This window comes from Streptomyces griseoruber (assembly GCF_001514205.1).
GTDB lineage: Bacteria > Actinomycetota > Actinomycetes > Streptomycetales > Streptomycetaceae > Streptomyces > Streptomyces griseoruber.
The window spans coordinates 23,663-48,053 of record NZ_KQ948778.1; the positions used below are offsets into that span (position 1 = coordinate 23,663).

The 24,391-nt window shown below is 69.9% G+C and carries 22 protein-coding genes; 21 read left to right on the forward strand and 1 reads right to left on the reverse strand.

The window, feature by feature from the left end; all coding sequences use genetic code 11:
• The first annotated feature begins 63 nt into the window (after positions 1 to 63).
• The 13 genes from AQJ64_RS33125 (at position 64) to AQJ64_RS33185 (ending at position 17,954) form a co-directional block, all read left to right on the forward strand.
• Positions 64 to 2,688 carry a valine--tRNA ligase gene (locus AQJ64_RS33125; protein ID WP_055631756.1) on the forward strand — a complete coding sequence of 875 codons (2,625 nt, stop codon included), beginning with the start codon at positions 64 to 66 and terminating at the stop codon, positions 2,686 to 2,688.
• Between the two features lie 106 nt (positions 2,689 to 2,794).
• Positions 2,795 to 4,279 (forward strand): bifunctional tetrahydrofolate synthase/dihydrofolate synthase, encoded by a 1,485-nt coding sequence (gene folC / locus AQJ64_RS33130; RefSeq protein ID WP_055631757.1) that lies wholly within the window; start codon positions 2,795 to 2,797, stop codon positions 4,277 to 4,279.
• A gap of 11 nt (positions 4,280 to 4,290) precedes the next feature.
• Positions 4,291 to 4,629 (forward strand): DUF4233 domain-containing protein, encoded by a 339-nt coding sequence (locus AQJ64_RS33135; RefSeq protein WP_055631758.1) that lies wholly within the window; start codon positions 4,291 to 4,293, stop codon positions 4,627 to 4,629.
• Positions 4,630 to 4,736: 107 nt separating this feature from the next.
• Positions 4,737 to 5,150, forward strand: a complete 414-nt coding sequence (ndk, locus tag AQJ64_RS33140; RefSeq protein WP_055631759.1) for a nucleoside-diphosphate kinase — start codon at positions 4,737 to 4,739, stop codon at positions 5,148 to 5,150.
• 226 nt (positions 5,151 to 5,376) lie between these two features.
• A complete protein-coding gene (locus tag AQJ64_RS33145; RefSeq protein ID WP_030779466.1) occupies positions 5,377 to 6,396 on the forward strand; it encodes a rod shape-determining protein in 1,020 nt (339 codons plus the stop codon).
• A gap of 163 nt (positions 6,397 to 6,559) precedes the next feature.
• Positions 6,560 to 7,492 carry a rod shape-determining protein MreC gene (gene mreC, locus AQJ64_RS33150; protein ID WP_055631760.1) on the forward strand — a complete coding sequence of 311 codons (933 nt, stop codon included), beginning with the start codon at positions 6,560 to 6,562 and terminating at the stop codon, positions 7,490 to 7,492.
• 15 nt (positions 7,493 to 7,507) lie between these two features.
• Complete coding sequence (gene mreD / locus AQJ64_RS33155; protein WP_055631761.1) at positions 7,508 to 8,179, forward strand: rod shape-determining protein MreD; 672 nt, start codon at positions 7,508 to 7,510, stop codon at positions 8,177 to 8,179.
• Positions 8,180 to 8,307: 128 nt separating this feature from the next.
• Positions 8,308 to 10,590 carry a penicillin-binding protein 2 gene (gene mrdA / locus AQJ64_RS33160; RefSeq protein WP_055631762.1) on the forward strand — a complete coding sequence of 761 codons (2,283 nt, stop codon included), beginning with the start codon at positions 8,308 to 8,310 and terminating at the stop codon, positions 10,588 to 10,590.
• Entirely contained in the window at positions 10,587 to 11,786 is a 1,200-nt protein-coding gene (rodA, locus tag AQJ64_RS33165) for a rod shape-determining protein RodA (protein ID WP_055631763.1), read from the forward strand. The genes mrdA and rodA overlap by 4 nt, the downstream gene beginning before the upstream one ends.
• Positions 11,787 to 11,868: 82 nt before the next feature.
• A complete protein-coding gene (locus tag AQJ64_RS33170) occupies positions 11,869 to 13,374 on the forward strand; it encodes a CYTH and CHAD domain-containing protein (RefSeq protein ID WP_055631764.1) in 1,506 nt (501 codons plus the stop codon).
• A 106-nt stretch (positions 13,375 to 13,480) separates the two neighbouring features.
• Positions 13,481 to 15,421, forward strand: a complete 1,941-nt coding sequence (locus AQJ64_RS33175) for a TIGR03960 family B12-binding radical SAM protein (RefSeq protein ID WP_055631765.1) — start codon at positions 13,481 to 13,483, stop codon at positions 15,419 to 15,421.
• Positions 15,422 to 15,827: 406 nt separating this feature from the next.
• Positions 15,828 to 17,084, forward strand: a complete 1,257-nt coding sequence (locus tag AQJ64_RS33180; protein ID WP_055631766.1) for a VanZ family protein — start codon at positions 15,828 to 15,830, stop codon at positions 17,082 to 17,084.
• 54 nt (positions 17,085 to 17,138) lie between these two features.
• The gene (locus tag AQJ64_RS33185; protein WP_055631767.1) at positions 17,139 to 17,954 is read left to right on the forward strand and encodes a S1 RNA-binding domain-containing protein; all 816 of its coding nucleotides are present in this window, start codon (positions 17,139 to 17,141) and stop codon (positions 17,952 to 17,954) included.
• Between the two features lie 53 nt (positions 17,955 to 18,007).
• Here the strand turns inward: AQJ64_RS33185 and arsM are convergent, their stop codons facing one another.
• On the reverse strand, positions 18,008 to 18,901 hold the full coding sequence (gene arsM, locus AQJ64_RS33190) for an arsenite methyltransferase (protein WP_055631768.1): 894 nt from the start codon (positions 18,899 to 18,901) through the stop codon (positions 18,008 to 18,010).
• A gap of 103 nt (positions 18,902 to 19,004) precedes the next feature.
• Here arsM and AQJ64_RS33195 point away from each other — a divergent pair, with 103 nt between their 5' ends.
• The 8 genes from AQJ64_RS33195 to AQJ64_RS33230 form a co-directional block, all read left to right on the forward strand.
• The gene (locus AQJ64_RS33195) at positions 19,005 to 19,382 is read left to right on the forward strand and encodes an ArsR/SmtB family transcription factor (protein WP_055631769.1); all 378 of its coding nucleotides are present in this window, start codon (positions 19,005 to 19,007) and stop codon (positions 19,380 to 19,382) included.
• A complete protein-coding gene (locus AQJ64_RS33200) occupies positions 19,379 to 20,125 on the forward strand; it encodes an aquaporin (RefSeq protein ID WP_055631770.1) in 747 nt (248 codons plus the stop codon). The genes AQJ64_RS33195 and AQJ64_RS33200 overlap by 4 nt, the downstream gene beginning before the upstream one ends.
• Positions 20,126 to 20,152: 27 nt before the next feature.
• Entirely contained in the window at positions 20,153 to 20,566 is a 414-nt protein-coding gene (locus tag AQJ64_RS33205) for an arsenate reductase ArsC (RefSeq protein ID WP_055631771.1), read from the forward strand.
• A gap of 104 nt (positions 20,567 to 20,670) precedes the next feature.
• Positions 20,671 to 21,423: a polyphosphate kinase 2 family protein gene (locus AQJ64_RS51290; RefSeq protein WP_055631772.1), complete on the forward strand. Its 753-nt coding sequence runs from the start codon at positions 20,671 to 20,673 to the stop codon at positions 21,421 to 21,423.
• A gap of 7 nt (positions 21,424 to 21,430) precedes the next feature.
• The gene (locus AQJ64_RS33215; protein ID WP_055631773.1) at positions 21,431 to 21,787 is read left to right on the forward strand and encodes a hypothetical protein; all 357 of its coding nucleotides are present in this window, start codon (positions 21,431 to 21,433) and stop codon (positions 21,785 to 21,787) included.
• A gap of 82 nt (positions 21,788 to 21,869) precedes the next feature.
• The gene (locus tag AQJ64_RS33220) at positions 21,870 to 23,018 is read left to right on the forward strand and encodes a hypothetical protein (RefSeq protein ID WP_055631774.1); all 1,149 of its coding nucleotides are present in this window, start codon (positions 21,870 to 21,872) and stop codon (positions 23,016 to 23,018) included.
• Positions 23,019 to 23,066: 48 nt separating this feature from the next.
• A complete protein-coding gene (locus AQJ64_RS33225; RefSeq protein WP_055631775.1) occupies positions 23,067 to 23,801 on the forward strand; it encodes a TIGR03936 family radical SAM-associated protein in 735 nt (244 codons plus the stop codon).
• A 307-nt stretch (positions 23,802 to 24,108) separates the two neighbouring features.
• On the forward strand, positions 24,109 to 24,391 hold a 283-nt coding region (locus AQJ64_RS33230; protein WP_169809754.1), incomplete at its 3' end, for a hypothetical protein.

A 24,391-nucleotide genomic window follows, 5' to 3' on the forward strand; every position in this document is an offset into this window, starting at 1 on the left:
GCCCCGACCGTTACAAGGCAAACACGTTTCGGGACGGCGCCGTGACACCCCTAAACTGGCCCCGTGACCGAGAACGCTCATCAGCAGCCATCAGCGCCCCACACCGAACTGCCGACCCAGTACGCGCCGGCCGACGTAGAGGGGCCGCTGTACGAGCGCTGGGTGGAGCGGGGTTACTTCGAGGCGGACGAGAAGAGCGACAAGCCGCCGTACACCATCGTCATCCCGCCGCCGAACGTCACGGGCAGCCTGCACCTGGGCCACGCCTTCGAGCACACGCTCATCGACGCCCTCACCCGCCGCAAGCGCATGCAGGGCTTCGAGACGCTGTGGCAGCCCGGCATGGACCACGCCGGCATCGCCACGCAGAACGTCGTCGAGCGCGAGCTGGGCAAGGAGGGCAAGTCCCGCCACGACCTCGGCCGGGAGGCGTTCGTCGAGCGCGTCTGGCAGTGGAAGGGCGAGTCCGGCGGCCAGATCAGCGGCCAGATGCGCCGCCTCGGCGACGGCGTCGCCTGGTCCCGTGAGCGCTTCACCATGGACGAGGGCCTCTCCCAGGCCGTCCAGACCATCTTCAAGCGGCTCTACGACGACGAGCTGATCTACCGCGCCGAGCGCATCATCAACTGGTGCCCGCGCTGTCTGACCGCCATCTCGGACATCGAGGTCGAGTACCAGGACGACGACGGCGAGCTCGTCTCCATGAAGTACGGCGAGGGCGACGACACCATCGTCGTCGCCACCACCCGCGCCGAGACGATGCTCGGTGACACGGCCGTCGCCGTCCACCCCGACGACGAGCGCTACCAGCACCTGATCGGCAAGCTGATCCGGCTGCCGCTGACGGACCGTTCCATCCCGGTCGTCGCGGACACCCACGTCGACCCGGAGTTCGGCACCGGCGCCGTCAAGGTGACCCCGGCGCACGACCCGAACGACTTCGAGATCGGCCAGCGCCACGACCTGCCGTCCATCACGATCATGGACGAGCACGCCGTCATCACCGCCCACGGCCCCTTCCAGGGCCTGGACCGGCTCGAGGCCCGCTCCGCCATCGTCGCCGCTCTGCGAGCCGAGGGCCGGATCGTCGCCGAGAAGCGGCCGTACGTCCACAGCGTCGGCCACTGCTCGCGCTGCAAGACCACCATCGAGCCGCGCCTGTCCATGCAGTGGTGGGTCAAGGTCGGCCCGCTCGCCAAGGCCGCCGGTGACGCGGTCCGTGACGGCCGCGTCAAGATCCACCCGCAGGAGATGGAGAAGCGGTACTTCGACTGGGTCGACAACCTCCACGACTGGTGCATCTCGCGTCAGTTGTGGTGGGGCCACCGCATCCCGGTCTGGTACGGGCCCGACGGCGAGGTCGTCTGCGTCGGCCCCGACGACGAGGCGCCGACCGGCGAGGGCTGGCGCCAGGACACCGACGTCCTCGACACCTGGTTCTCCTCCGGCCTGTGGCCCTTCTCCACCCTGGGCTGGCCCGAACAGACCGAGTCGCTCGCGAAGTTCTACCCGAACTCCGTCCTGGTCACCGGCTACGACATCCTCTTCTTCTGGGTCGCCCGGATGATGATGTTCGGCCTGTACGCGATGGACGGCACCCCGCCGTTCCACACCATCGCCCTGCACGGCATGGTCCGCGACCAGTTCGGCAAGAAGATGTCCAAGTCCTTCGGCAACGCGGTCAACCCGCTGGACTGGATGGACAAGTACGGCTCCGACGCGCTCCGCTTCACCCTCGCGCGCGGCGCCAACCCGGGCGTCGACGTCCCGATCGGCGAGGACTGGGTCCAGGGCTCCCGCAACTTCGCCAACAAGATCTGGAACGCGACCCGCTTCGCGCTGATGAACGGCGCGACGGTGGACGGCCCCCTGCCGGACCCGTCGAAGATGTCGGCGACCGACCGCTGGATCCTCTCCCGTCTGAACTCCGTCGTCTCCGAAGTCGACGCGTTCTACGAGGACTTCCAGTTCGCCAAGCTCTCCGACGCCCTCTTCCACTTCGCCTGGGACGAGGTCTTCGACTGGTACGTCGAGCTGTCCAAGACGACGTTCCAGGCGGGCGGCGAGCCCGCGAAGGTCTCCCAGCGCGTCCTCGGGGAGGTCCTCGACGTCACCCTGAAGCTGCTGCACCCGGTGGTCCCGTTCGTCACCGAGACCCTCTGGACCACGCTGACCGGCGGCGAGTCCATCGTCATCGCCGACTGGCCGACCGACTCGGGCTTCCGGGACCCGGCCGCCGAACAGGAGATCGAGAGCCTCCAGTCGGTGATCACCGAGGTCCGCCGCTTCCGCGCCGACCAGGGCCTCCAGCCCGGCCAGCGCGTCCCGGCCCGCCTGACCCTCGACGGCACGGCGCTGGCGCCCCACGAGGCCGCCATCCGTCAGCTCCTGCGCCTCCAGCCGGAGGGCGAGGCCTTCTCGGCCACCGCCACCCTCCCGGTCGCCGGCGCCACGGTCGCCCTGGACCTCTCCGGCACGATCGACGTGGCGGCGGAGCGCAAGCGCCTCGCCAAGGACCTCGCGGCGGCCGAGAAGGAGAAGGCCCAGGCGAACGCCAAGCTCGGCAACGAGGCGTTCCTGGCGAAGGCCCCGGACAACGTGGTCGACAAGATCCGGGGCCGCCTGGCGAAGGCGGACGAGGACATCGCCCGCATCGGGGCCCAGCTGGAAAGGCTGCCCCAGCAGTAGCCGACCCAGGGGCGCGGGGAACTGTGCGACCAGCCACAGACTCCCCGCGCCCGCCGTACGTGACCAGCCACCCTCCTCCGTGGGCCACCGGCCTAGACTGAACCCCGTGAGCGACAGCGACTCCTTCGACGAGATCATCGAGGCCGAGACCGACCGAGACCCCGATCTCGCGGTCATCGAGGCCGGCAGCCGCACCCTGCGCACCCAGGGCGCAGCCCCGAGCGCTGACGTCCCGACCCGCCCCGAGGACCCCGAGGTCGACAAGGCCCTCCGCGCGGTCGAGGCCGACCTGGCCACCCGCTGGGGCGAGACCAAGCTGGAGCCGTCCGTCAGCCGGATCGCCGCGCTGATGGACGTCCTGGGCGAGCCGCAGCGGACGTATCCCTCGATCCACATCACGGGCACCAACGGCAAGACCTCCACCGCCCGCATGATCGAGGCCCTCCTCGGCGCCTTCGACCTGCGCACCGGCCGCTACACCTCCCCCCACGTGCAGTCCATCACCGAGCGCATCAGCCTCGACGGCGCCCCGATCTCCGCCGAGCGCTTCATCGAGACGTACGACGACATCAAGGCGTACGTCGAGATGGTCGACTCCCAGCAGGAGTACCGGCTGTCCTTCTTCGAGGTGCTGACCGGTATGGCGTACGCGGCCTTCGCGGACGCCCCGGTCGACGTCGCCGTCGTCGAGGTCGGCATGGGCGGCTCCTGGGACGCCACCAACGTCATCGACGGCGATGTCGCCGTGGTCACGCCCATCGACCTCGACCACACCGACCGGCTGGGGGAGACCCCGGGCGAGATCGCGGGGGAGAAGGGCGGGATCATCAAGCAGGACGCCACGGTCATCCTGGCCCAGCAGCCGGTCGACGCGGCCCAGGTGCTGCTGAAGAAGGCCGTCGAGGTCGACGCCACCGTGGCCCGCGAGGGGCTGGAGTTCGGTGTCGTGGCGCGCCAGGTCGCCGTCGGCGGACAGCTGGTCACCCTGCGTGGGCTGGGCGGCGAGTACCCCGAGGTGTACCTCCCGCTGCACGGCGAGCACCAGGCGCACAACGCGGCCGTCGCGCTCGCCGCCGTGGAGGCGTTCTTCGGCGTCGGCTCCCAGCGGCCCGAACCGCTCGACATCGACGCGGTCCGCAAGGCCTTCGCGGCCGTGTCCTCGCCGGGCCGGCTGGAGGTCGTACGGCGCTCCCCGACCGTCGTCCTGGACGCCGCCCACAACCCGGCCGGCGCACGGGTGACCGCCGACGCCATCGGCGAGGCCTTCGACTTCAGCCGGCTGATCGGCGTGGTCGGGGCCAGCGGCGACAAGAACGTCCGCGGGGTCCTGGAGGCCTTCGAGCCGATCTTCGCGGAGGTCGTCGTCACCCAGAACTCCAGCCAGCGCGCCATGGACGCCGACGAGTTGGCCGCGATCGCCGTGGAGGTGTTCGGCGACGAGCGCGTCCAGGTCGAGCCGCGGCTGCCGGACGCCCTGGAGGCGGCGATCACGCTCGCCGAGGAGGAGGGCGAGTTCGCCGGCGGCGGCGTGCTGGTCACCGGTTCCGTCATCACGGTCGGCGAGGCCCGGCTGCTCCTCGGGAAGGGCTGAACACCCCCGCCATGCGTACGCTCTGTTCCTCGACCCTGATCGGCGAGTTCTTCATCATCGGATTCGCCGGTCTGGTCGCCATGAAGGACCCCGACCTGTCCATGACCACGGTGTGGACGGTGTGCGGGATCGCGATGTTCCTCAGTGTGCTGCTGTGCGGCGTGGTGACCCGGCCCGGGGGCGTCGCCCTCGGCTGGGCGCTCCAGATCGCGCTGGTCGCGTCCGGTTTCTTCGTCCCGATGATGTTCGTCATCGGGGTGCTGTTCGCCGGCCTGTGGTGGGCCTCGGTGCACTATGGGCGCAAGGTCGAGGAGGCGAAGGCCCGCTTCGCGGCACAGGCCGGGACCTGACCGCCGATCCTGCTGACGCTGTGTGACAGGTTCACGGACACGCCCTGTAATCTCGTCCCACCGCACCCCGGCAGTAGTGCACCTCAGCAGTCCCTAAGGAGTCTCCCGTGAGCCAGCGCACCCTCGTCCTCCTCAAGCCCGACGCGGTCCGTCGCGGCCTGACCGGCGAGATCATCAGCCGTATCGAGCGCAAGGCGGGCTGGCGGATCACCGCGCTGGAGCTGCGCACCCTGGATCAGGACACGCTGGAGCAGCACTACGGCGAGCACAAGGGCAAGCCCTTCTACGAGCCGCTGGTGGAGTTCATGGCGTCCGGTCCGGTCGTCGCCCTGATCGTCGAGGGCGACCGGGTCGTCGAGGGTGTGCGCGCGCTGGCCGGCCCGACCGACCCGATCGCGGCCGCTCCCGGCTCGATCCGCGGCGACTACGGCGTCATCGTCCGCGAGAACCTGATCCACGCCTCCGACTCCGAGGAGTCCGCCGAGCGCGAGATCAAGATCTTCTTCCCGGGGCGCGCGTAACCGTTCCGAGACGACTGAGACGGGCGATCGAGGGAACGAGACTCCCCGAACGCCCGTCTCCGGAAGCGAACCCACACAGCATCTGCTGACAATGGCCAGGACCCTTCCGCAGTGTCCGAGAAGGCGCGTCTACGATGGAAGCCTTCACGTCACAGCACCCACCTCGCCGACCTGAAAAGCCCTCAAAAGCTCATGGAAGGCCAGTCGAATCCTGATGGGGAACTCAATGTCGTTCATCGGCCGTGACATGGCTGTCGACCTCGGGACCGCCAACACGCTGGTGTACGTCAGGGGTCGCGGGATCGTACTCAACGAGCCGTCCGTCGTCGCGATCAACACCAACACCGGTGGCATCCTCGCGGTCGGCGCCGAAGCGAAGAAGATGATCGGGCGCACGCCGGGCAACATCGTCGCCGTGCGGCCGCTGAAGGACGGCGTGATCGCCGACTTCGAGATCACCGAGCGGATGCTCCGCTACTTCATCCTGAAGATCCACAAGCGGCGGTATCTGGCTCGTCCGCGGGTCGTCGTCTGTGTGCCCTCGGGCATCACGGGCGTCGAGCGCCGCGCCGTCATCGAGGCGTCGACCCAGGCCGGCGCCCGTCAGGTGCACATCATCGAGGAGCCCATGGCCGCGGCCATCGGCTCCGGCCTGCCGGTCCACGAGGCCACGGGCAACATGGTGGTGGACATCGGCGGCGGCACCACGGAGGTCGCGGTCATCTCGCTCGGCGGCATCGTCACCGCCCAGTCCATCCGCGTCGCGGGCGACGAGCTGGACAACGCGATCATCCAGCACATCAAGAAGGAGTACAGCCTCCTGCTGGGTGAGCGCACGGCCGAGCAGATCAAGATCACCATCGGCTCGGCGTACGACCTCGACTCCGACGAGCACACCGAAATCCGTGGCCGGGACCTCGTCTCCGGCCTGCCCAAGACCGTCGTCATCTCGGCCGCCGAGGTGCGCAAGGCGATCGAGGAGCCCGTCAACGCGATCGTCGACGCCGTCAAGACCACGCTGGACAAGTGTCCGCCGGAGCTGTCCGGCGACATCATGGACCGCGGAATCGTTCTGACCGGTGGCGGAGCACTGCTGCGCGGTCTGGACGAGCGGCTGCGCCGGGAGACCGGTATGCCGATCCACATCGCCGAGGACCCGCTGGACAGCGTGGCGCTCGGTTCCGGCAAGTGCGTCGAGGAGTTCGAGGCGCTCCAGCAGGTTCTGGACGCCGCGCCCCGCAGATGACGTAACGCTTCGGTTCCGCCGTACGGGATGATCCCCTCTCGTGCGGCGGATCGTTGATATTCCGGCATAAGCTCCCACAAAGCGCCCTTGGTCATCCTGGCCCGGGGCTACCCGAATTCCTGTGTAGTGATTTCTCTATCGAGGAAGGGCACGGCCGCCGCACGTGAGGGACACACGAGAGAGCCGGCTGCTCCTGGTGCTGCTGATCGCCATCGCGTTCGCACTGATCACGGTGGACATCCGCGGCGGTGAGGACTCCCCGGTCGACGGTGCCCGGCAGGCCGCGGCCGCGGTCTTCGGCCCGATCGAGGAGGGGGTGTCCTCGGCGGTGGACCCGGTCGGCAACGCCGTCTCGGCGGTCCGCGACTCCGGTGAGCGCCACGACCGGATGGCGCTGCTGGAGAAGGAGAACGCGGCTCTCAAGGCGAAGCTCGGCAGCGACGACCGCAACCGCAGCCGGCTGGCCCAGCTCGACAAGATGCTGAAGATCGCCGGCGAGGGCCAGTACGGCATCAAGGGCGCCGAGGTCATCGCGATAGGAGCGGCCCAGGGCTTCTCCTGGACGATCACCATCGACGTCGGCGCGAGCGACGGCATCAGGCGCGACATGACCGTCCTCAACGGCGACGGGCTCGTCGGCCGGGTCACCACGGTCGGGCCGAACACCGCGACCGTGCTCCTCGCCAACGACCCCGACTTCACCGTCGGTACCCGCATGGAGGGCAACGACGAACTCGGCTTCGCCTCCGGACAGGGCGACAGCCCGCTGCGCGTCGAACTCCTCAACGGCAAGGCGGACGTGAAGAAGGGCGACCGCCTGGTCACCTTCGGCTCCCAGGCCGACAAGCCGTTCGTGCCCGGAGTCCCGGTCGGCGTGGTCTCCCGGGTCGACCCCTCCGGCGGCGACCTCACCCGCACCCTCTACGTCACCCCGTACGTCAGCTTCACCAAGCTCGACGTCGTCGGTGTGGTCGTCGAGACCCCGAAGAAGGACCCGCGCGACACCGTGCTCCCGGCGAAGCCCAAGCCGGTGCCCACCCCGACGGTCACCGTCACCGTGACCCCGAACGCCGATGGCCAGCAAGAGCAGCAGTAGGAGCTGACAACCCCCATGCGCGTCAACCGGATCCTGCTCTCCGTCCCGCTGGTCGTCGTCGCCCTGGTGATCCAGGTGAGCGTCCTCGCCCGCCTCCATCTCCCGGGCGCGGTCCCCGATCTGCTGCTCCTCACCGTCCTGGGCCTGGCCATGGTGTACGGCCATGTCGGCGGCGCCCTCATCGGCTTCGGCGCGGGCCTCCTCGCCGACCTCGCACCGCCCGCCGACCACGCGGCCGGGCGGTACGCCCTGGTGCTGTGCGTGATCGGCTATCTCGCCGGGCTGGTCAAGCCGGAGACCGGGCAGATCAAGTCGGCCACCGGCCCGATGGTCGTGGTGGTCGCCGCCGCGGTCGGCTCCACCCTGCTGTACGCGGGCGTCGGCGCCCTCGTCGGCGACACGGCGGCCCGTCATGTCGGCCTGACGGGGCTGCTGTTCTCGGCCGCCCTGTACGACCTGCTGCTCGCCCCCTTCGTGGTCCCGGGCGTGATGTTCCTGGCCCGGCGGGCCGAGAACGACCCGCTCGCGGAGACCAACTCCGCGTCCAAGGGCTCGGACATCTCCTCGGGCTGGCTGTCCTCCGGGACGGGCCTGAGGATCGGCGGCCAGCGCGGCGGCCTGAAGCTGAGGGCGGCGAAGTCGCGGGCGACCCGGGCCGGGCGCATCAAGGGGGTCAAGCGGCTGTGAGAACGCATGAGTTCACCCGAACGGGTCACTCTGGGCGGAACGCGGCCTCACAGGCCGCTCGTTCATCATTCGTACGCACACCCAGCCGCGCACATGTGTTCGCTCACTGAGAGGGGGAGGCAGCCGCAGTGACCAACATTCCCGAGACCGGCCGGACGCCACGTGTCCAGATCCGGCTCGTCGTGATCCAGATCCTCGTCCTTTCCCTCCTCGGCACCCTCGGCGGCCGGCTGTGGTACCTCCAGATCCGCGAGGGCGCGGCCTACGCCAAGGAGGCCTCCGGCAACCACGTCCAGCAGGTCGTCGAGCCCGCCGTGCGCGGCTCCATCCTGGACGCGCGCGGAGTGCCCCTCGCGGACAACGAGACGCGGCTGGTGGTCTCCGCCTCCCGCACCGACCTGCTCAAGCAGCCGGACGACGGCAAGGCCGTCCTGACCAAGCTCGCGGGCGTCCTCGGCATGGACCCCACGGAGGTCATGCAGAAGGTCCGGCTGTGCGACGCGAAGACCCCCCAGCCCTGCTGGAACGGCTCGCCCTACCAGCCGATCCCCATCACCGACGAGGCCACCGCCAAGCAGGCCCTCCAGATCCGTGAGCGCGCCGAGGACTTCCCCGGCATCACCGCCGAACCGGAGGCCGTGCGCCGCTACCCCGCGCCCGGCAAGTCCAACACCGCCCAGGTCCTCGGCTACCTCTCGCCGGTCACCGACGACGAGATCACCAAGGCCCAGGACACCGACTCGCCCTATCTGCGCTCCGACCAGGTCGGCCGCTCCGGCCTGGAGCGCCAGTACGACAAGGAGCTGCGCGGCAAGGCCGGCGTCACCCGCTACGAGGTCGACAACCTCGGCCGGGTCATCGGCCAGGCCGAGGCCACCCCGGCACAGCCCGGCTCCAACCTGGTCACCAGCATCGACTCCCGTGTCCAGCGCGTCGCCGAGTACGAGCTGAACAACGCGATGAAGGTCGCCCGCCAGCAGTTCGACAAGATCACCGGCACCAACTACAAGGCCGACTCCGGCGCCGTCGTCGTGATGGAGGCCAAGACCGGCCGGATCGTCGCCATGGCCTCCGCGCCCACCTACGACCCGAACGTCTGGGTCGGCGGCATCTCCGCCAAGGACTACCGGAAGCTCACCGGGAAGAACTCCGACTACCCGCTGCTCAACCGGGCCATACAGGGTCAGGCCGCGCCCGGCTCGACGTTCAAGGTGGTCTCCACGGCCGCCGCGGTCGAGGCCGGCTACGTCTGGGACGGCGGCTACCCGTGCACCAGCTCCTACTCGGTGGGCGGCCAGGTCTTCAACAACTTCGAGGGGGAGAACTTCGGCCCCATCTCGCTCGGCCGCGCCCTGGAGGTGTCCTGCGACACCGTCTTCTACGCCCTCGCGGACCGCGAGTGGAAGAAGGACGGTGGCATCAACCCCAAGAAGGGCGAGCCCAAGGACTACTTCTACAAGGCGGCCCACCAGTTCGGCCTCGGCAAGGAGACCGGCGTCGACCTGCCGAACGAGGTCACCGGCCGGGTCCCGGACCGCCAGTGGAAGGAGTCCTACTGGAAGGCCAACAAGGCCTCCTGGTGCAAGTACGGCAAGAAGAACGGCACGTACGTCGAGAAGATCGCCTACGAGAACTGCCTCGAGGGCAACAAGATGCGTGAGGGCGACTCGATCAACTACTCCATCGGCCAGGGCGACACCCTCGTCACGCCGATCCAGGAGGCCGTGATCTACGGCGCCCTCGCCAACGGCGGCACCATGTACCAGCCGTCCATCGGCAAGGCGATCGTCAGTGCCGACGGCAGGACCGTCACCGAGATCAAGCCGAAGAAGTCGGGCAAGCTGCCCATCAGCAAGGCGACCCTGGCCGGCATGGACGACGCCCTCGCGGGCGTGGTCACCCGGGGTACGGCCGCCTGGAAGTTCGGCGGCTGGCCGCAGGACAAGATCGAGCTGCACGCCAAGACCGGTACCGCGGAGGTCTACGGCAAGCAGACCACGTCCTGGCTGGCCACCTACAGCAAGGACTACACGGTCATCATGACCATCGCCCAGGCCGGTACCGGTTCGGGCGCCTCCGGCGAGGCCGTGCGCCACATCTACAACGCCCTCTACGGCGTCTCCGCGGACGGCACGATCGACAAGAAGAACGCCCTGCTGCCCACCCCGCAGAAGGGCCTGCCGACCGTCCGGGCGGACGGCACGATCACGTCCCCGAAGGTCGCCAAGGACCCGGCCAAGGACCAGCGCGCCAGCCAGGAGAAGGCCCCCGAGCCGGACGCCTCGCAGCCGGCCGGGACCACCCAGCAGAACACCACGAACCAGAACACCCGCAGACGACGACGGCGGCGACGGGACGGATGCGGGGGCGCCGCAGGCCGCCGGTCGGTCGGCAGGAGGTCGCTCGCATGACCGGCGTGAACAGCTTCTCCGTCTCCGGATACGGGCCCGCGCGGGCCGGCTGGACCCGGGTCCTCGCCCGTGACTCGCTGGCCCGCCGGCTGGACTGGCCGATACTGCTGTCGGCCGTCGCCCTCTCCCTGATCGGCTCGGTGCTGGTCTTCTCCGCGACCCGCAACCGCACCGAGATCAACCAGGGCGACCAGTACTACTTCCTGATCCGCCATCTGATGAACACCGGCATCGGGATCGCCCTGATGATCGGCACCATCTGGCTCGGCCACCGCACCCTGCGCAACGCGGTGCCCGTCCTCTACGGCCTCTCGCTGCTCGGCATCCTGCTGGTGCTGACCCCGCTGGGCTCGACGGTCAACGGCGCGCACTCCTGGATCGTGTTCGGCGGCGGCTTCTCGCTCCAGCCCTCGGAGTTCGTGAAGATCACGATCATCCTGGGCATGTCGATGCTGCTCGCGGCGAGGGTCGACGCCGGCGACAAGCTCTACCCGGACCACCGCACGGTCGTCCAGGCGCTCGGTCTCGCCTCCGTCCCGATGCTGATCGTGATGCTCATGCCCGACCTCGGGTCGGTCATGGTCATGGTGATGATCGTGCTGGGGGTGCTGCTGGCCTCCGGCGCCTCCAACCGCTGGGTCTTCGGACTGCTCGGCGCGGGCGCGGCCGGCGCGGTCGCCGTCTGGCAGCTGCACATCCTCGACGAGTACCAGATCGCCCGCTTCGCCGCGTTCGCCAACCCCAGCCTCGACCCGGCCGGCGTCGGCTACAACACCAACCAGGCGCGCATCGCGATCGGATCCGGCGGGCTGACCGGCGCGGGCCTGTTCCACGGCTCGCAGACCACCGGCCAGTTCGTCCCCGAGCAGCAGACGGACTTCGTCTTCACGGTGGCGGGCGAGGAGCTGGGCTTCGTCGGCGCGGGCCTGATCATCGTGCTCCTCGGGGTGATCCTGTGGCGCGCCTGCCGCATCGCCCGCGAGACGACCGAGCTGTACGGCACGATCGTCGCCGCAGGCATCGTGGCCTGGTTCGCCTTCCAGTCCTTCGAGAACATCGGGATGACGCTCGGGATCATGCCGGTGACCGGTCTGCCCCTGCCGTTCGTGTCGTACGGCGGCTCGTCGATGTTCGCCGTGTGGGTGGCGATGGGGCTGTTGCAGTCGATCCGGGTGCAGCGCCCGATGTCCGCGTAAACGGTGGTTTTCCAGCCGTTGGTCGTGAATTCAACGGAAGTTGACCCTGCCGTCACGGCCTGACTGCGACTAGATTCATTTCATGGCGGAGACGAAACGCGAGATAGAGCGCAAGTACGAATCCGATGACAGCGGGCTGCCCGACCTGACCGGCGTCGCCGGGGTGGCGAGCGTCCTCGACAAGGGCACCGCCGAGCTGGACGCGACCTACTACGACACCTCCGACCTGCGCCTGGCCTCGGCCGCCATCACCCTGCGCCGCCGCACGGGCGGCTCCGACGCCGGCTGGCACCTGAAGCTTCCGGTCGGCCCCGGGGTCCGCGACGAGATCCGCGCCCCGCTCTCCGACACCGTCCCGGACGAGCTGGCCGCACTGGTGCGCTCCCGGGTGCGCGAGGGACAGCTGGTGGCGGTGGTCCGGCTGCGCTCCGCACGGGACGTACGGGACCTCGTGGACGCCGACGGCAGACTGCTGGCCGAGGCGAGCGTGGACACCGTACGGGCGGAGCGGCTGTTCGGCGGGCAGGGCAGCGCCCAGTGGAGCGAGATCGAGGTGGAGCTGGCCGACGACGGCGACCCGGCCCTCCTCGACAAGGTGGAGAAACGGCTGCGCAAGGCGGGCGTACGGCCGTCGAAGTCGGCGTCGAAGCTGGCGCGGGCGCTCGCGGAGACCAAGGGCGGACATCCGCGCCCCGAGGACCACGGCCCCGGTGAGCCCGTCACCGCCGGGGACCACGTCATGGCGTACGTCCGCGCCCAGCGGGACGCGATCGTCGAGCTGGACCCGGCGGTGCGCCAGGACGCCGAGGAGTCGGTGCACGACATGCGGGTCGCCACCCGGCGGCTGCGCAGCACCTTCCGCTCCTTCGGCAGGGTCCTCGACCGGGACGTCACCGACCCGATCGCCGCCGAGCTGAAATGGCTGGCCGGGGAGCTGGGCGTGGGCCGCGACCACGAGGTGCTGGCCGAGCGGCTCCAGGCCGCCTTCGACGCACTGCCCGCCACCCTGGTCGCCGGCCCGGTCCGGGAACGGCTGCAGCACTGGTCGAAGGCCGGCGAGAAGGGGTCGAGGCGCCGGCTGCTCGCCGTACTGGACTCCGCGCGCTATCTGACGCTCCTCGATACCCTGGACGCGCTGATCGCCGATCCGCCGGTGCTGCAGGCGGCCGGCAAGCAGCCGGAGAAGGTGCTCGCCAAGGCCGTGCGCAAGGACTTCGCGAAGGTGTCCGCGCTGATCGAGGAGGCCGTGGAGCAGCCGCCGGGCACGGACCGCGACCTCGCCCTGCACGAGGCCCGCAAGAAGGCCAAGCGCACGCGGTACGCCGCGGAGACCTCCGTCCCCGCCCTCGGCCGTCCGGCCAAGGACCTGGTCAAGTCCATGAAGTCGCTCCAGAGCCTGCTCGGCGACCACCAGGACAGCGTGATGGCCCGGACGACCCTGCGCGAGCTGTCCGCCGTGGCACACGCGGCGGGGGAGAACGGGTTCACGTACGGAGTGCTCTACGCCCGCGAGGAGCGGCGCGCGGAGCGGGTCGAGGAGGCGGTGCCGGGCGAGTGGAAGGGGACCAGCGGCTCGATGGAGGTTTAGATCGGGTTCGGATCGGGTTCGGATCGAGATTCCCGCGGGCGGGGGGAGTCCCTCGGGCGCGTTAGGCTGGATGACCACCCTGTCAGCTCACGAAGGTAACGCCGCGATGTCTGTCGAGTCGGTCTTCCCGCAGCTCGAAGCCTTGCTCCCGCACGTGCAGAAGCCGATCCAGTACGTCGGGGGCGAACTCAACTCCACGGTCAAGCCGTGGGAGTCCTGTGACGTCCACTGGGCGCTCATGTACCCGGACGCGTACGAGGTCGGTCTGCCCAACCAGGGCGTCATGATCCTCTACGAGGTGCTGAACGAGCAGGAGGGCGTCCTCGCCGAGCGCACCTACAGCGTCTGGCCGGACCTGGAGGCGCTGATGCGGGAGCACGGCGTCCCGCAGTTCACGGTGGACAGCCACCGCCCGGTGAAGGCCTTCGACGTGTTCGGCCTGTCCTTCTCCACCGAGCTGGGCTACACCAACATGCTGACGGCGCTGGACCTGGCCGGGATCCCCCTGGAGTCCAAGGACCGCACGCTCGACGACCCGATCGTCCTCGCGGGCGGCCACGCGGCCTTCAACCCCGAGCCGATCGCCGACTTCATCGACGCGGCGGTCATCGGCGACGGCGAGCAGGCCGTGCTCGACATGACGCGGATCATCAAGGAGTGGAAGGCCGAGGGCCGTCCCGGCGGCCGCGAGGAGGTCCTCTTCCGCCTCGCGAAGACCGGCGGCGTCTACATCCCGGCGTTCTACGACGTCGAGTACCTCCCCGACGGCCGTATCGGCCGGGTGGTCCCCAACAAGTCGGGCGTCCCGTGGCGCGTCTCCAAGCACACGGTCATGGACCTCGACGAGTGGCCGTACCCCAAGCAGCCGCTCGTCCCGCTCGCCGAGACCGTCCACGAGCGCATGTCCGTCGAGATCTTCCGCGGCTGCACGCGCGGCTGCCGCTTCTGCCAGGCCGGCATGATCACCCGCCCGGTGCGCGAGCGCTCGATCACGGGCATCGGCGAGATGGTCGAGAAGGGCCTGAAGGCGACGGGCTTCGAGGAGGTCGGCCTTCTCTCGTTGTCCTCGGCGGACCACTCGGAGATCGGCGACATCGCCAAGGGCCTGGCAGACCGCTACGAGGAAGACAAGATCGGCCTCTCCCTCCCCTCCACCCGCGTCGACGCCTTCAACGTCGACCTGGCGAACGAGCTGACGAGGAACGGCCGCCGGTCCGGCCTGACCTTCGCCCCCGAGGGCGGCTCGGAGCGCATGCGCAAGGTCATCAACAAGATGGTGTCGGAGGAGGACCTGATCCGCACCGTCGCCACCGCCTACGGCAACGGCTGGCGCCAGGTGAAGCTGTACTTCATGTGCGGCCTGCCGACGGAGACGGACGACGACGTCCTCCAGATCGCCGACATGGCGATGAACGTGATCGCCAAGGGCCGCGAGGTCTCCCGCTCCAACGACATCCGCTGCACGGTCTCGATCGGCGGCTTCGTCCCCAAGCCCCACACCCCCTTCCAGTGGGCCCCGCAGCTCTCGGCGGAGGAGACGGACGCCCGCCTCACCAGGCTCCGCGACAAGATCCGCGGCGACAAGAAGTACGGCCGCTCGATCGGTTTCCGCTACCACGACGGCAAGCCCGGCATCGTCGAGGGCCTGCTCTCCCGCGGCGACCGGCGCATCGGCGCCGTGATCCGCGCGGTCTACGAGGACGGCGGCCGCTTCGACGGCTGGCGCGAGCACTTCTCCTACGACCGCTGGATGGCCTGCGCCGACAAGTCCCTGGCCCCCTTCGGCGTGGACGTCGACTGGTACACCACCCGCGAACGCACCTACGAGGAAGTCCTCCCCTGGGACCACCTGGACTCGGGCCTCGACAAGGACTGGCTCTGGGAGGACTGGCAGGACGCCCTCGACGAAACCGAGGTCGAGGACTGCCGCTGGACCCCGTGCTTCGACTGCGGCGTCTGCCCTGCGATGGACACCACCATCCAAATCGGCCCCACGGGTAAGAAGCTGCTCCCCCTGACGGTCAAGAACGCGGCTCCGACGGGCTGAGACGGACGCGGGGGGTGAGGGCGGCGCTGCGGCGGAGGTCACGGAGGATCCAGAGAGCGTGAAAGGCATCGGACTCAATATCACGAGCTTCGACCGAACCGCCGCCTTCTGAGCCGGTTGGCGGCTGGCGCGGCCCTCATCGCTGACGGCATCGCCGATTGCGCAGACCAGAGCCATGACGGAGGGGGAAGGGGAGCGTTGAGGAGCACGCGGCTGTCCAGCTCGCGATGACGACGGGGGACGTGCTCTTCCTCGACACCCAGAAGCCGATCGCGTCAGGTCAGACGCTGTCGCACAGCTGGGGTGGCAAGCGGAAGTCCGAAGTTCCCGGCTGTTCGACAATCCACTTCCGCAACGGCCGCGGTGCCTGACCAGTACCCCGGTCGTGTGTTTCGAAGGCGCCCACGTGATTGAAGCGTCCATCTCCGCCGTACCGGGCCTGATCGTCTCCTTCGTGATCCTCGCTGTACTCGTCGCCGTCCCTACGGCGCTCGTGGCGAAGGCCAGGAAGAAGCCGTGGCCTTTGAGGACGGCCTTGGCCGCCTGCTTGGCCGGCATCTTCGCTGTGACTCTGTTGCCCGGTGACGCCGGTCTGGAGTCCTGGCAGTGTGACACCGGGATGCCCACCCACGTGTTCACGTCGGCGAGTTCTCTGCTGAACATCGCGCTCTTCGCCCCCGGTGCGGTTCTGGCCGTCCTGCTCTTCAGGAGGCCGGTGACGGTTGCGGCCGCGTTCGGGGCCCTCAGCGGGGCGGTGGAACTCGCCCAGTCGGTGGGGCATCTGGGGCGCTCGTGCAGTGTGACGGACCTCGCGGCCAATGCGACCGGCGCGGTGCTGGGTTCTGCGGCGGGGGCCGTGTGGCTGTACCGGCGGCGGCAGTCGCCGGCCGAGCCCGTGCGTGACCTCGTGTGGGGGGTGTCGCTCGCGGCGGTCGCCGTGCTGGCCGTCGGGGGCGTCTTCCAGTCGCGGATCGATTCGGTCGATGTCGTCGCGATGGATGATCGGATGCGCGATCTTGCCGAGTCCGCCGCGCAGGCCGACGAGTGGATTGCCACTGCGGCCAAGGGCGTGTTCGGGAGCGGCACCGAGATGCGGGGGACTGCGACCAAGAAGGACGGAAGCCGCCTGAAGATCACCGCTGAGACGAACCGCGGCACCATCTCCGGCACATGGCCGCAGAAGACCTTGGAGAGTGCCCGGTCTTCGAACGCCCGTGGGGACGAGGGCAGCCTCAGCGAGAAGGAAGTCGCGGCAGCGGCCGAACGGTTCGCTCGCACGTGGTTTCCGCGGAACGTCGCGGGGAGTGATCGGCGCATCCGATCCATCGGTGACGGTCCGACCAGGGCTTACACGGTGGTGTACCGGCGTTACACGGACAAGGTCATGATGCCTGTGCGCCTGGACCTCACCATCACCACCACGGGACGAGTCATCGGGTTCTCCGCCCGAACCGTCGACGATCCTGCTCTTCCGCGAGTGACCATCGATGAAGCCAAGGCCAAGACCCTGGCGGAAGATGCGACGGGGCTGCCGGCCGACTCCACCTCGCTCCTTGCCCAGCAGGTCAAGGGCGAATGGCGGCCGGTCTGGTGGGTGGGCAGTGGCAAGCAGGACATCGCGATCGACGCCGCCACCGGCGAGCGCATCGCCGGCGAAGGGTGACGGTCTCCCACGCGATCACGTGGGTCCGCGGCATCTCGTGAGAGCCTGAGCGCCATGGGGGAAGCGTCGGCGGATCAGGCCATCAGGAGGTTTCTGGCAACGATCCGTGTCGGTGATCTCTGCGCGGGGACGGTCGTGGAGGTCACTCGTTCGGGGCCCTCGGTGCTTCTGGACGGCTTCGAGGAGCGCCCGCTCGGGGTGGTGGGGTCGTTGGACGCTTCCTGGCGACGGCGTTCGGCCGAGGTTGCGGTGGTCGGGCAGCGGATCACCGCCGAGGTGATCGCCGTGGATCTGGATGCGGGTCGGGTCTGGTTGTCGATGGCGGCCACGGAGAACCCGGAACTCTGGGCGTTCCTCAAGCGGCTTCGTCGCGGTGAGGTCCTGGCCGGCACGGTGGCGGCGATCGAGCGGTTCGGCGTGTTCGTGGCGTTGGACGAGGGTCCTGGCCATCCGGTGTATCCCGGCGTCGGCTTCATCACGTATCCCGAGCTGTCCTGGCGGCGTTTCGAGGCGGCGTCCGAGGTCGTTGAGATCGGCCGGCGCGTGTCGTGCGAGTTCTTGCAGTTCGACACCAGTAACGGCGAGGCCCGGCTGTCCCTGAAGGCTATGCGGCCGGACCCGTTCCTCGAGTTCGCGGACCGCGTCACGGTGGGCCAGACACTGCGGGGGCGCGTCACCAAGCTGGTCCCGTTCGGCGTCTTCGTCCAGGTCGAGGACGGTGTCGAGGGACTGGTGCGACTGGCCGAGCTCGCATCGGAGCCCGTGGCGGCGGTGGAGGACGTCGTCAACGTCGGCGACGAGGTGCCGGTCACCGTCATGGACGTCGACCGGGGGCGACACCGGCTGGTTCTGTCTCGGCGACGCGCCTGAGGCGCGGGGGTGCGCATGACGCGCCTCGGACGCCTCTGGCGCCGTCAGTTCCGTCAGTTCTGGCAGCCGCAGCCCGATGCTGTCTTCGCGGCGCTGAGGCTGACACCCGGGTCCGCCGGGGTTTCGGCATCGGTGCAGCAGGCGTTCACTCCGCAGCAGGCGTCGGCCGGTGAGAGCGCGGTGGCGTGCGGCTCGGAGGCGGCCGGCTTGGTGGCGCGGACGATGGCCGAGTGCATCCCGTCGGCCACGGTGTGCGTCGCCCTGATCTCGACGTCCGTGAACCCCGCCGCTTCCAGTCCTGCGCGGTACTCCGCGAAGGAGAGCGCGCCCGCGATGCACCCCACGTAATCGCCGCGCTCCGCCCGCTGCGCCGGGGTCAGGGAGTCGTCGGCCACCACGTCGGACACACCGATCCGGCCGCCGGGCTTGAGCACCCGGTAGGTCTCGGCGAGGACGGCGGGCTTGTCGGTGGACAGGTTGATCACGCAGTTGGAGATCACGACGTCGATCGTGTTCGCGGGCAGGGGGATGGCCTCGATCGTGCCCTTGAGGAACTCCACGTTCGCCGCGCCGGCCTTCTCGGCGTTGGCGAGTGCCAGGGCGAGCATCTCGTCGGTCATGTCGAGGCCGTACGCCTTCCCGGTGGGCCCGACGCGACGGGCGGACAGCAGGACGTCGATGCCGCCGCCGGAACCGAGGTCGAGGACGCGCTCACCGGCGCGCAGCTCGGCGACGGCGGTGGGGTTGCCGCAGCCGAGGGAGGCGGCGACGGCCTCGGCGGGCAGGGTGTCGCGCTCGTCCGCGGCGTAGAGGGTCGAGCCGAAGTTCTCGTCGACCTCGACGGGCTGGGGTCCGCAACAGGCGGTGCCGCCTTCGGTGACCTGGAGGGCCGCCGCCGCGTAGCGCTCGCGAACGGTCTCTCGGAGGTCGGTGGAATGCTCGGACATGGTCACTCCTGGATGACTGGGCATGGCGGTGCCCTGAAGGGCCTGTATTGACGTTCGTTGATTCAACCTTGCGCCCTGAATCGAAAAACGTCAACATAGAGGAATGTCGAAACAAGAGCTGACGATCCTCGGCCGAGCCGCGGATGACGCTTGCTGTCAGGGGCTGGCGTCGGCGCCACTGGACGAGCAGCGGGCGGCCGACCTGGCGAAGATCTTCAAGGCGCTGGGGGACCCGGTGCGTCTGCGTCTGATGTCGATGATCGCCTCACGGGAGGGGGGTGAGGTCTGCGTGTGCGAGTTGACCCCGGCCTTCGACCTGTCGCAGCCGACGATCTCCCACCATCTGAAGCTGCTCCGGCAGGCCGGACTCATCGACTGCGAGCGTCGCGGGACCTGGGTCTACTACTGGGTCCTGCCGGGTGTCCTCGACCGCCTGGCCGGGTTCCTGGCCGTGCCCCACTCTGCCAAGGAGCCCGTGTGAGTACGCCTCTCGGCCGTCGCGTCGCCGCGGAAGGGGTGGGGACGGCCGTGCTGGTGGCCGTGGTCGTCGGCTCCGGGATCCAGGCGACGGAACTCTCGCACGACGTGGGCGTCCAACTGCTCGCCAACTCGATTTCCACGGTCTTCGGCCTGGGGGTGCTGATCGTGCTCCTCGGGCCGGTCTCCGGCGCGCACTTCAACCCGGCCGTCACTCTCGCGGCATGGTTCGCGGGGCGCCGGAGCGGGGACGGGCCGACACTGCGAGAGGTCGTCGCGTACGTTCCGGCTCAGCTGGCCGGAGCCGTCGGGGGCGCGGTCCTGGCCGACGCCATGTTCGCCGAACCGTTGGTGAAGTGGTCCACGCATGACCGCTTCGCGGGCCACCTCTGGCTGGCGGAGACCGTCGCCACGGCCGGGCTGGTTCTGCTGATCCTCGGTCTTGGCCGGACCGGACAGGGGCGCCTCGCTCCGGCGGCGGTGGCGTCCTACATCGGAGCCGCGTACTGGTTCACCTCGTCCACCTCCTTCGCCAACCCGGCGGTGACCATCGGCAGGACCTTCAGCGACACGTTCGCCGGGATCGCCCCGGGCTCCGTCCTGCCGTTCATCGTCGCTCAACTGCTCGGCGCCGCCGTCGGCCTGGGCTTGGCCGCGTTGCTGTTCGGCGCCGCCGTTCCCTCCGGAACCACCACCGCGGTCGTCGTGGCGTACGGCGAAACCGAACGTGCCGCCTCCGCTCCCTGATCCCTCACCCAAGGAAAGACACCCGTCATGAGCGACTCCCTTCAGCGTCCTTCCGTTCTGTTCGTCTGCGTGCACAACGCCGGGCGGTCTCAGATGGCTGCCGCCTTCCTCACCCACCTCGCGGGGGAGAAGGTGGAGGTCCGTTCGGCCGGGTCCGCCCCCGCCGAGACCGTCAACCCGGCGGTGGTGGACGCGATGAAGGAGGTGGGCATCGACATCTCCGCCGAGACACCGAAGGTTCTGACGGGTGAAGCCGTGCGGGCGTCCGACGTGGTCATCACGATGGGATGCGGTGACACCTGTCCGGTCTTCCCGGGGAAGCGGTACCTCGACTGGCAACTCGACGACCCGGCCGGTCAGGGCGTCGACGCCGTCCGCCCGATCCGCGACGAGATCGAGCGGCGCGTCCGTGGCCTGGTGGGCGACCTGACCGGCCGCTGAGGCCGGTGGGGGAACCACCCGTGGCGGGTGAGGTCGTCCTCGGCGCGTGAGGTGATGCTGCTGGAGAGGGGCGGGGGACGCGGCGGCGAAGGGACGAGCGGGCGATGGGCGACGAGAGGGCCGAGTGGATCGCGGAGTTCGTCAGTCCGTTGCGGGTCGACAAGGCGGGGATCCGGAAGAAGAAGGAAGGCGCCGCGCTGCTCGCCGACTGTCAGCAGCGGCTGGCCGCGCAGGACAGGTACGGCACGATCCGGCATGTGATGAGCGGCGTCCACCCGCAAGGCGTACGGGTGACCGGCTTCGAGGTGCCCTCGGACGACGAGCTCGACCACGACTTGCTCCGGCGCTGCAACCGCGAGCTGCCGGGGCGCGGGGAGCTGAAGCCGTCGAAGGACGAACAGCGCGTCCGCTCGCTCAAGCGCATCGACGTTTCCGAGCGGAACTGGAAGTTCTCGGTTTCCGAGCGGAACTGGAAGTTCTCGCCGGCCGACGTCCGTGAGCGCGCCCGCTGGGACGACCACCAGATCGACCCCCGCCGTCCGGAGGTCGGTGACGAGACCCGCCGGGAGCCGGCCGAGGTCAGACGCGACGCGGCAGCGACGGACACCGTGCTCACCACCGCAGGCTTCGACGGCAGGCAGATGAACATCGCGATGCTCGTGGAGTTCGCGCTCGCCGTGCTGGTGACCCGGATGGACGGCTTCCGGCGGCTCCTCGGGACGACCCGGCTCGACCTGGAGCGGTTCGGCCGGGCGCTGGTGCCGACGGTGGCCCCGCCGGCGCTGTGGGAGCCGGGAAAGGCCCTGGTCAGGTGCCCTCCGCACCTGACATCGACCCCGCACAACACAGGAAGGTGATCCCGATATGGCAACCGCATCCGACACCCCCGTCCTCGACACGCTCGCCGCCATGACCGTCGACTCCGTCGAACGCTGTCACATGGACGACCGGACGCTCATCCTCACCCGTATCGCCGCCCTGGTGGCCGTCGATGCGCCGGCCGTCTCCTACCTCGCGCACATCGACCCGGCGGTCAAGGTCGAACTCACCGTCGAGGAGCTCCAGGACGTCCTCGTCGCCATCGCGCCCGTCGTGGGCAGCGCACGCGTGATGTCGGCGGCCGGCCACATCGCGCAGGCCTTCGGCGTCGCCATCGCGATGGCCGAGGCAGAGGCGGAAGTCATCGCCAACGCCGAGGCGCAGAGCCGCGGCAAGTCCTGAACCACCCACGCCGGGCACACTTTTGTCGTCCGTCCGGCTGATTCGGTGCATCCAGCGAGCGGTCCGCGGCGTCTACACCGGTATGGACCTGCAGAAACCGCCCGCCGAGCCGCATCAGCCGGAGGGATGTCTCGTCGTCGCGATCCGGCTGCCCGTGCGGATCGTGGTGCTCGTGCTGGTCGTGCCCGTGCGGATGGCCTGGGACGCGCTGGTCGTCACCGGCCGCTTCCTGCGGGACACCCTGCTCCGGCCACTGGGCCGGGCCCTGCTGTGGCTGGGGCAGGTGCTGTTCGTGTGGCCGCTGGTGGGGCTGTGGCGGTACGTCCTCGTCCCGGCCGGCCGGGCCCTGGTCCGGCTCGGGAAGGTGCTGCTGGTCGTCCCCGCCGTCGCCCTGTACCGGTACGTCCTCACCCCGGTCGGCCACGCCGCCCGGTGGCTGGCACAGGGCGTCGGCGCGGGGTTCGCGCTGCTGTACGCGCGCGTGCTGACGCCCGCGGGCCACGCGGTCGGGTGGCTGGTGCGGTACGGGGTCGTGGTGCCCGTGCTGTGGTGCGTGCGGTACGCGGTCGTGGTGCCCGCGCTGTGGCTGGTCCGCCACCTGGTCGTCGTCCCCGCGCGGTGGGTGTACGAGTGGATCCTCGCGCCCGTCGGACGGGCCGCCGCCTGGTGCGCGCTCGGATCGTGGCGGTTGCTCGCACTGCTGGTCACGGGGCTCGGGACGGCCGCGTACTGGACCGCCCGGGTGCTGCTGGTGCTGCCCGCGCTCGCACTGTGGCGCCGGGTGCTCGTCCCCGTCGGGCGCTTCCTGGGCGTCCTGGCCCGTGAGGTCGGGGACGCGCTCGGACACGCCTGGCGGATCGCGGGGCACCTCTCGCGCGCCGTCGGGCGGTTCCTCGCCACCCTCTTCCGGTGGGTCTTCGTGGAGCCGGTGCGCTGGGTGTACCGGACCGTCCTCACCCCGGTCGGACACGCCGTGCGCGACGCCGTCCTGAGGCCCGCCGCGCAGGCCGCGCGCGCCGTGGGCCGGGCGACCCGGCAGGCCCTCGCCTCCGCGCGCGAGACGGCCCGGCAGACACGGGCCGACGTACGGCGGATGCTGTTCGGGGAATCCCGGGAGCGGGCCGTGCGGCCCCGGGAGAGGGAAGCGGTGCTCCGGCGGGAACCGACGCCGCTCGGCACACGTACTCTTGAGAGCAGTACGACCGCTCTCACGAACCTCACGAAGGACTGAACGACACTGGGCAAGCGACAGCCCGAAGGCCCGCCGCCCGCACCCGCGGTGCAGCGCATCCGACTGCGCTACACCAAGCGCGGCCGCCTCCGGTTCACCAGCCACCGTGACTTCCAGCGTGCCTTCGAGCGCGCGTTGCGCCGTGCCGAGGTGCCGATGGCGTACTCGGCGGGCTTCACGCCGCACCCGAAGGTGTCGTACGCCAATGCCGCACCCACCGGCACGGGCAGTGAGGCGGAGTACCTGGAGATCGCGCTCACCGCGGCGCGCGAACCGCAGACGCTGCGTGCGCTGCTCGACGAGTCGCTGCCCACCGGGCTCGACATCGTCGACGCGGTCGAGGCCCGCACCTCGGGCCTCGCCGACCGGCTCACGGCCTCCGTGTGGGAGCTGCGGCTCGACGGAGTCGACCCGGCCGACGCCGAACGCGCCGTCCAGGTCTTCAACACCGCCGGGTCCGTCGAGGTCCAGCGCATGACCAAGAACGGCATGCGCACCTTCGACGCGCGCCCGGCGGTCGTACATCTCGAAACACAGAGTGAAACGGCTGATAGGCCGACCGACCGGCCCTGTGCGATACTGCGGCTGGTTGTTCGGCACGTGACGCCTGCCGTACGACCCGACGACGTCCTGTCCGGTCTCCGCGCCGTGGCCGACCTGGCGCCGCCGGTCCCCGCAGCGGTGACCAGGCTGGCGCAGGGGCTGCTCGATGAAGAGACCGGCGCCGTGACCGACCCGCTCGCGCCCGACCGCGAGGCAGCAGAGGCCCTCACAACGGCCTAGTGGCTGCCGCCGCGAAGGCGTCGACGCACGGAAGGTTCCGCATCGGGACGGGCGTCGTAGCGCAGCCCTCGTACTCGGGAGCCACCTGGGTCGGGCAGCGCACCCACCAGAAGACTTTCGCCAGGCCGTACGCAACAGGGCTACGGAACCGGCGAGACAGGACACAGAGAGCTCCCGTGCGGCGGCCGCGCCCCGGACGGCGGCAGCGCGCAGGTGCGCGAGCCGCGGACGTCAACGGCGACCGATCCCTCGTGATCGGCGCCGGGCCCGGTGCGGCGCCCGGGAGCCTGACGGGAGACACACCCGCATGCTCGAACCGACCGAACCCACCCAGGGTTCCGAAGAACAGAACAACACCCCCAGCGACACCCTGCCGCCGCGTCGTCGGCGCCGTGCCGCTTCCCGCCCGGCCGGCCCGCCGAGCGGCGCCGCCGAGGCCCCGGCCGAGATCACCGCGCCGGCCATACCGGCCGTGGAGACCGCCGAGCAGCTGGCGGACGAGGTCGTCGAGACCGAAGAGGTCGCCGTGACCGAGCACATCGAAGAGACCGCAGAGACCGCAGAGGCCGCAGAGGCTGCGGCGGAGAAGG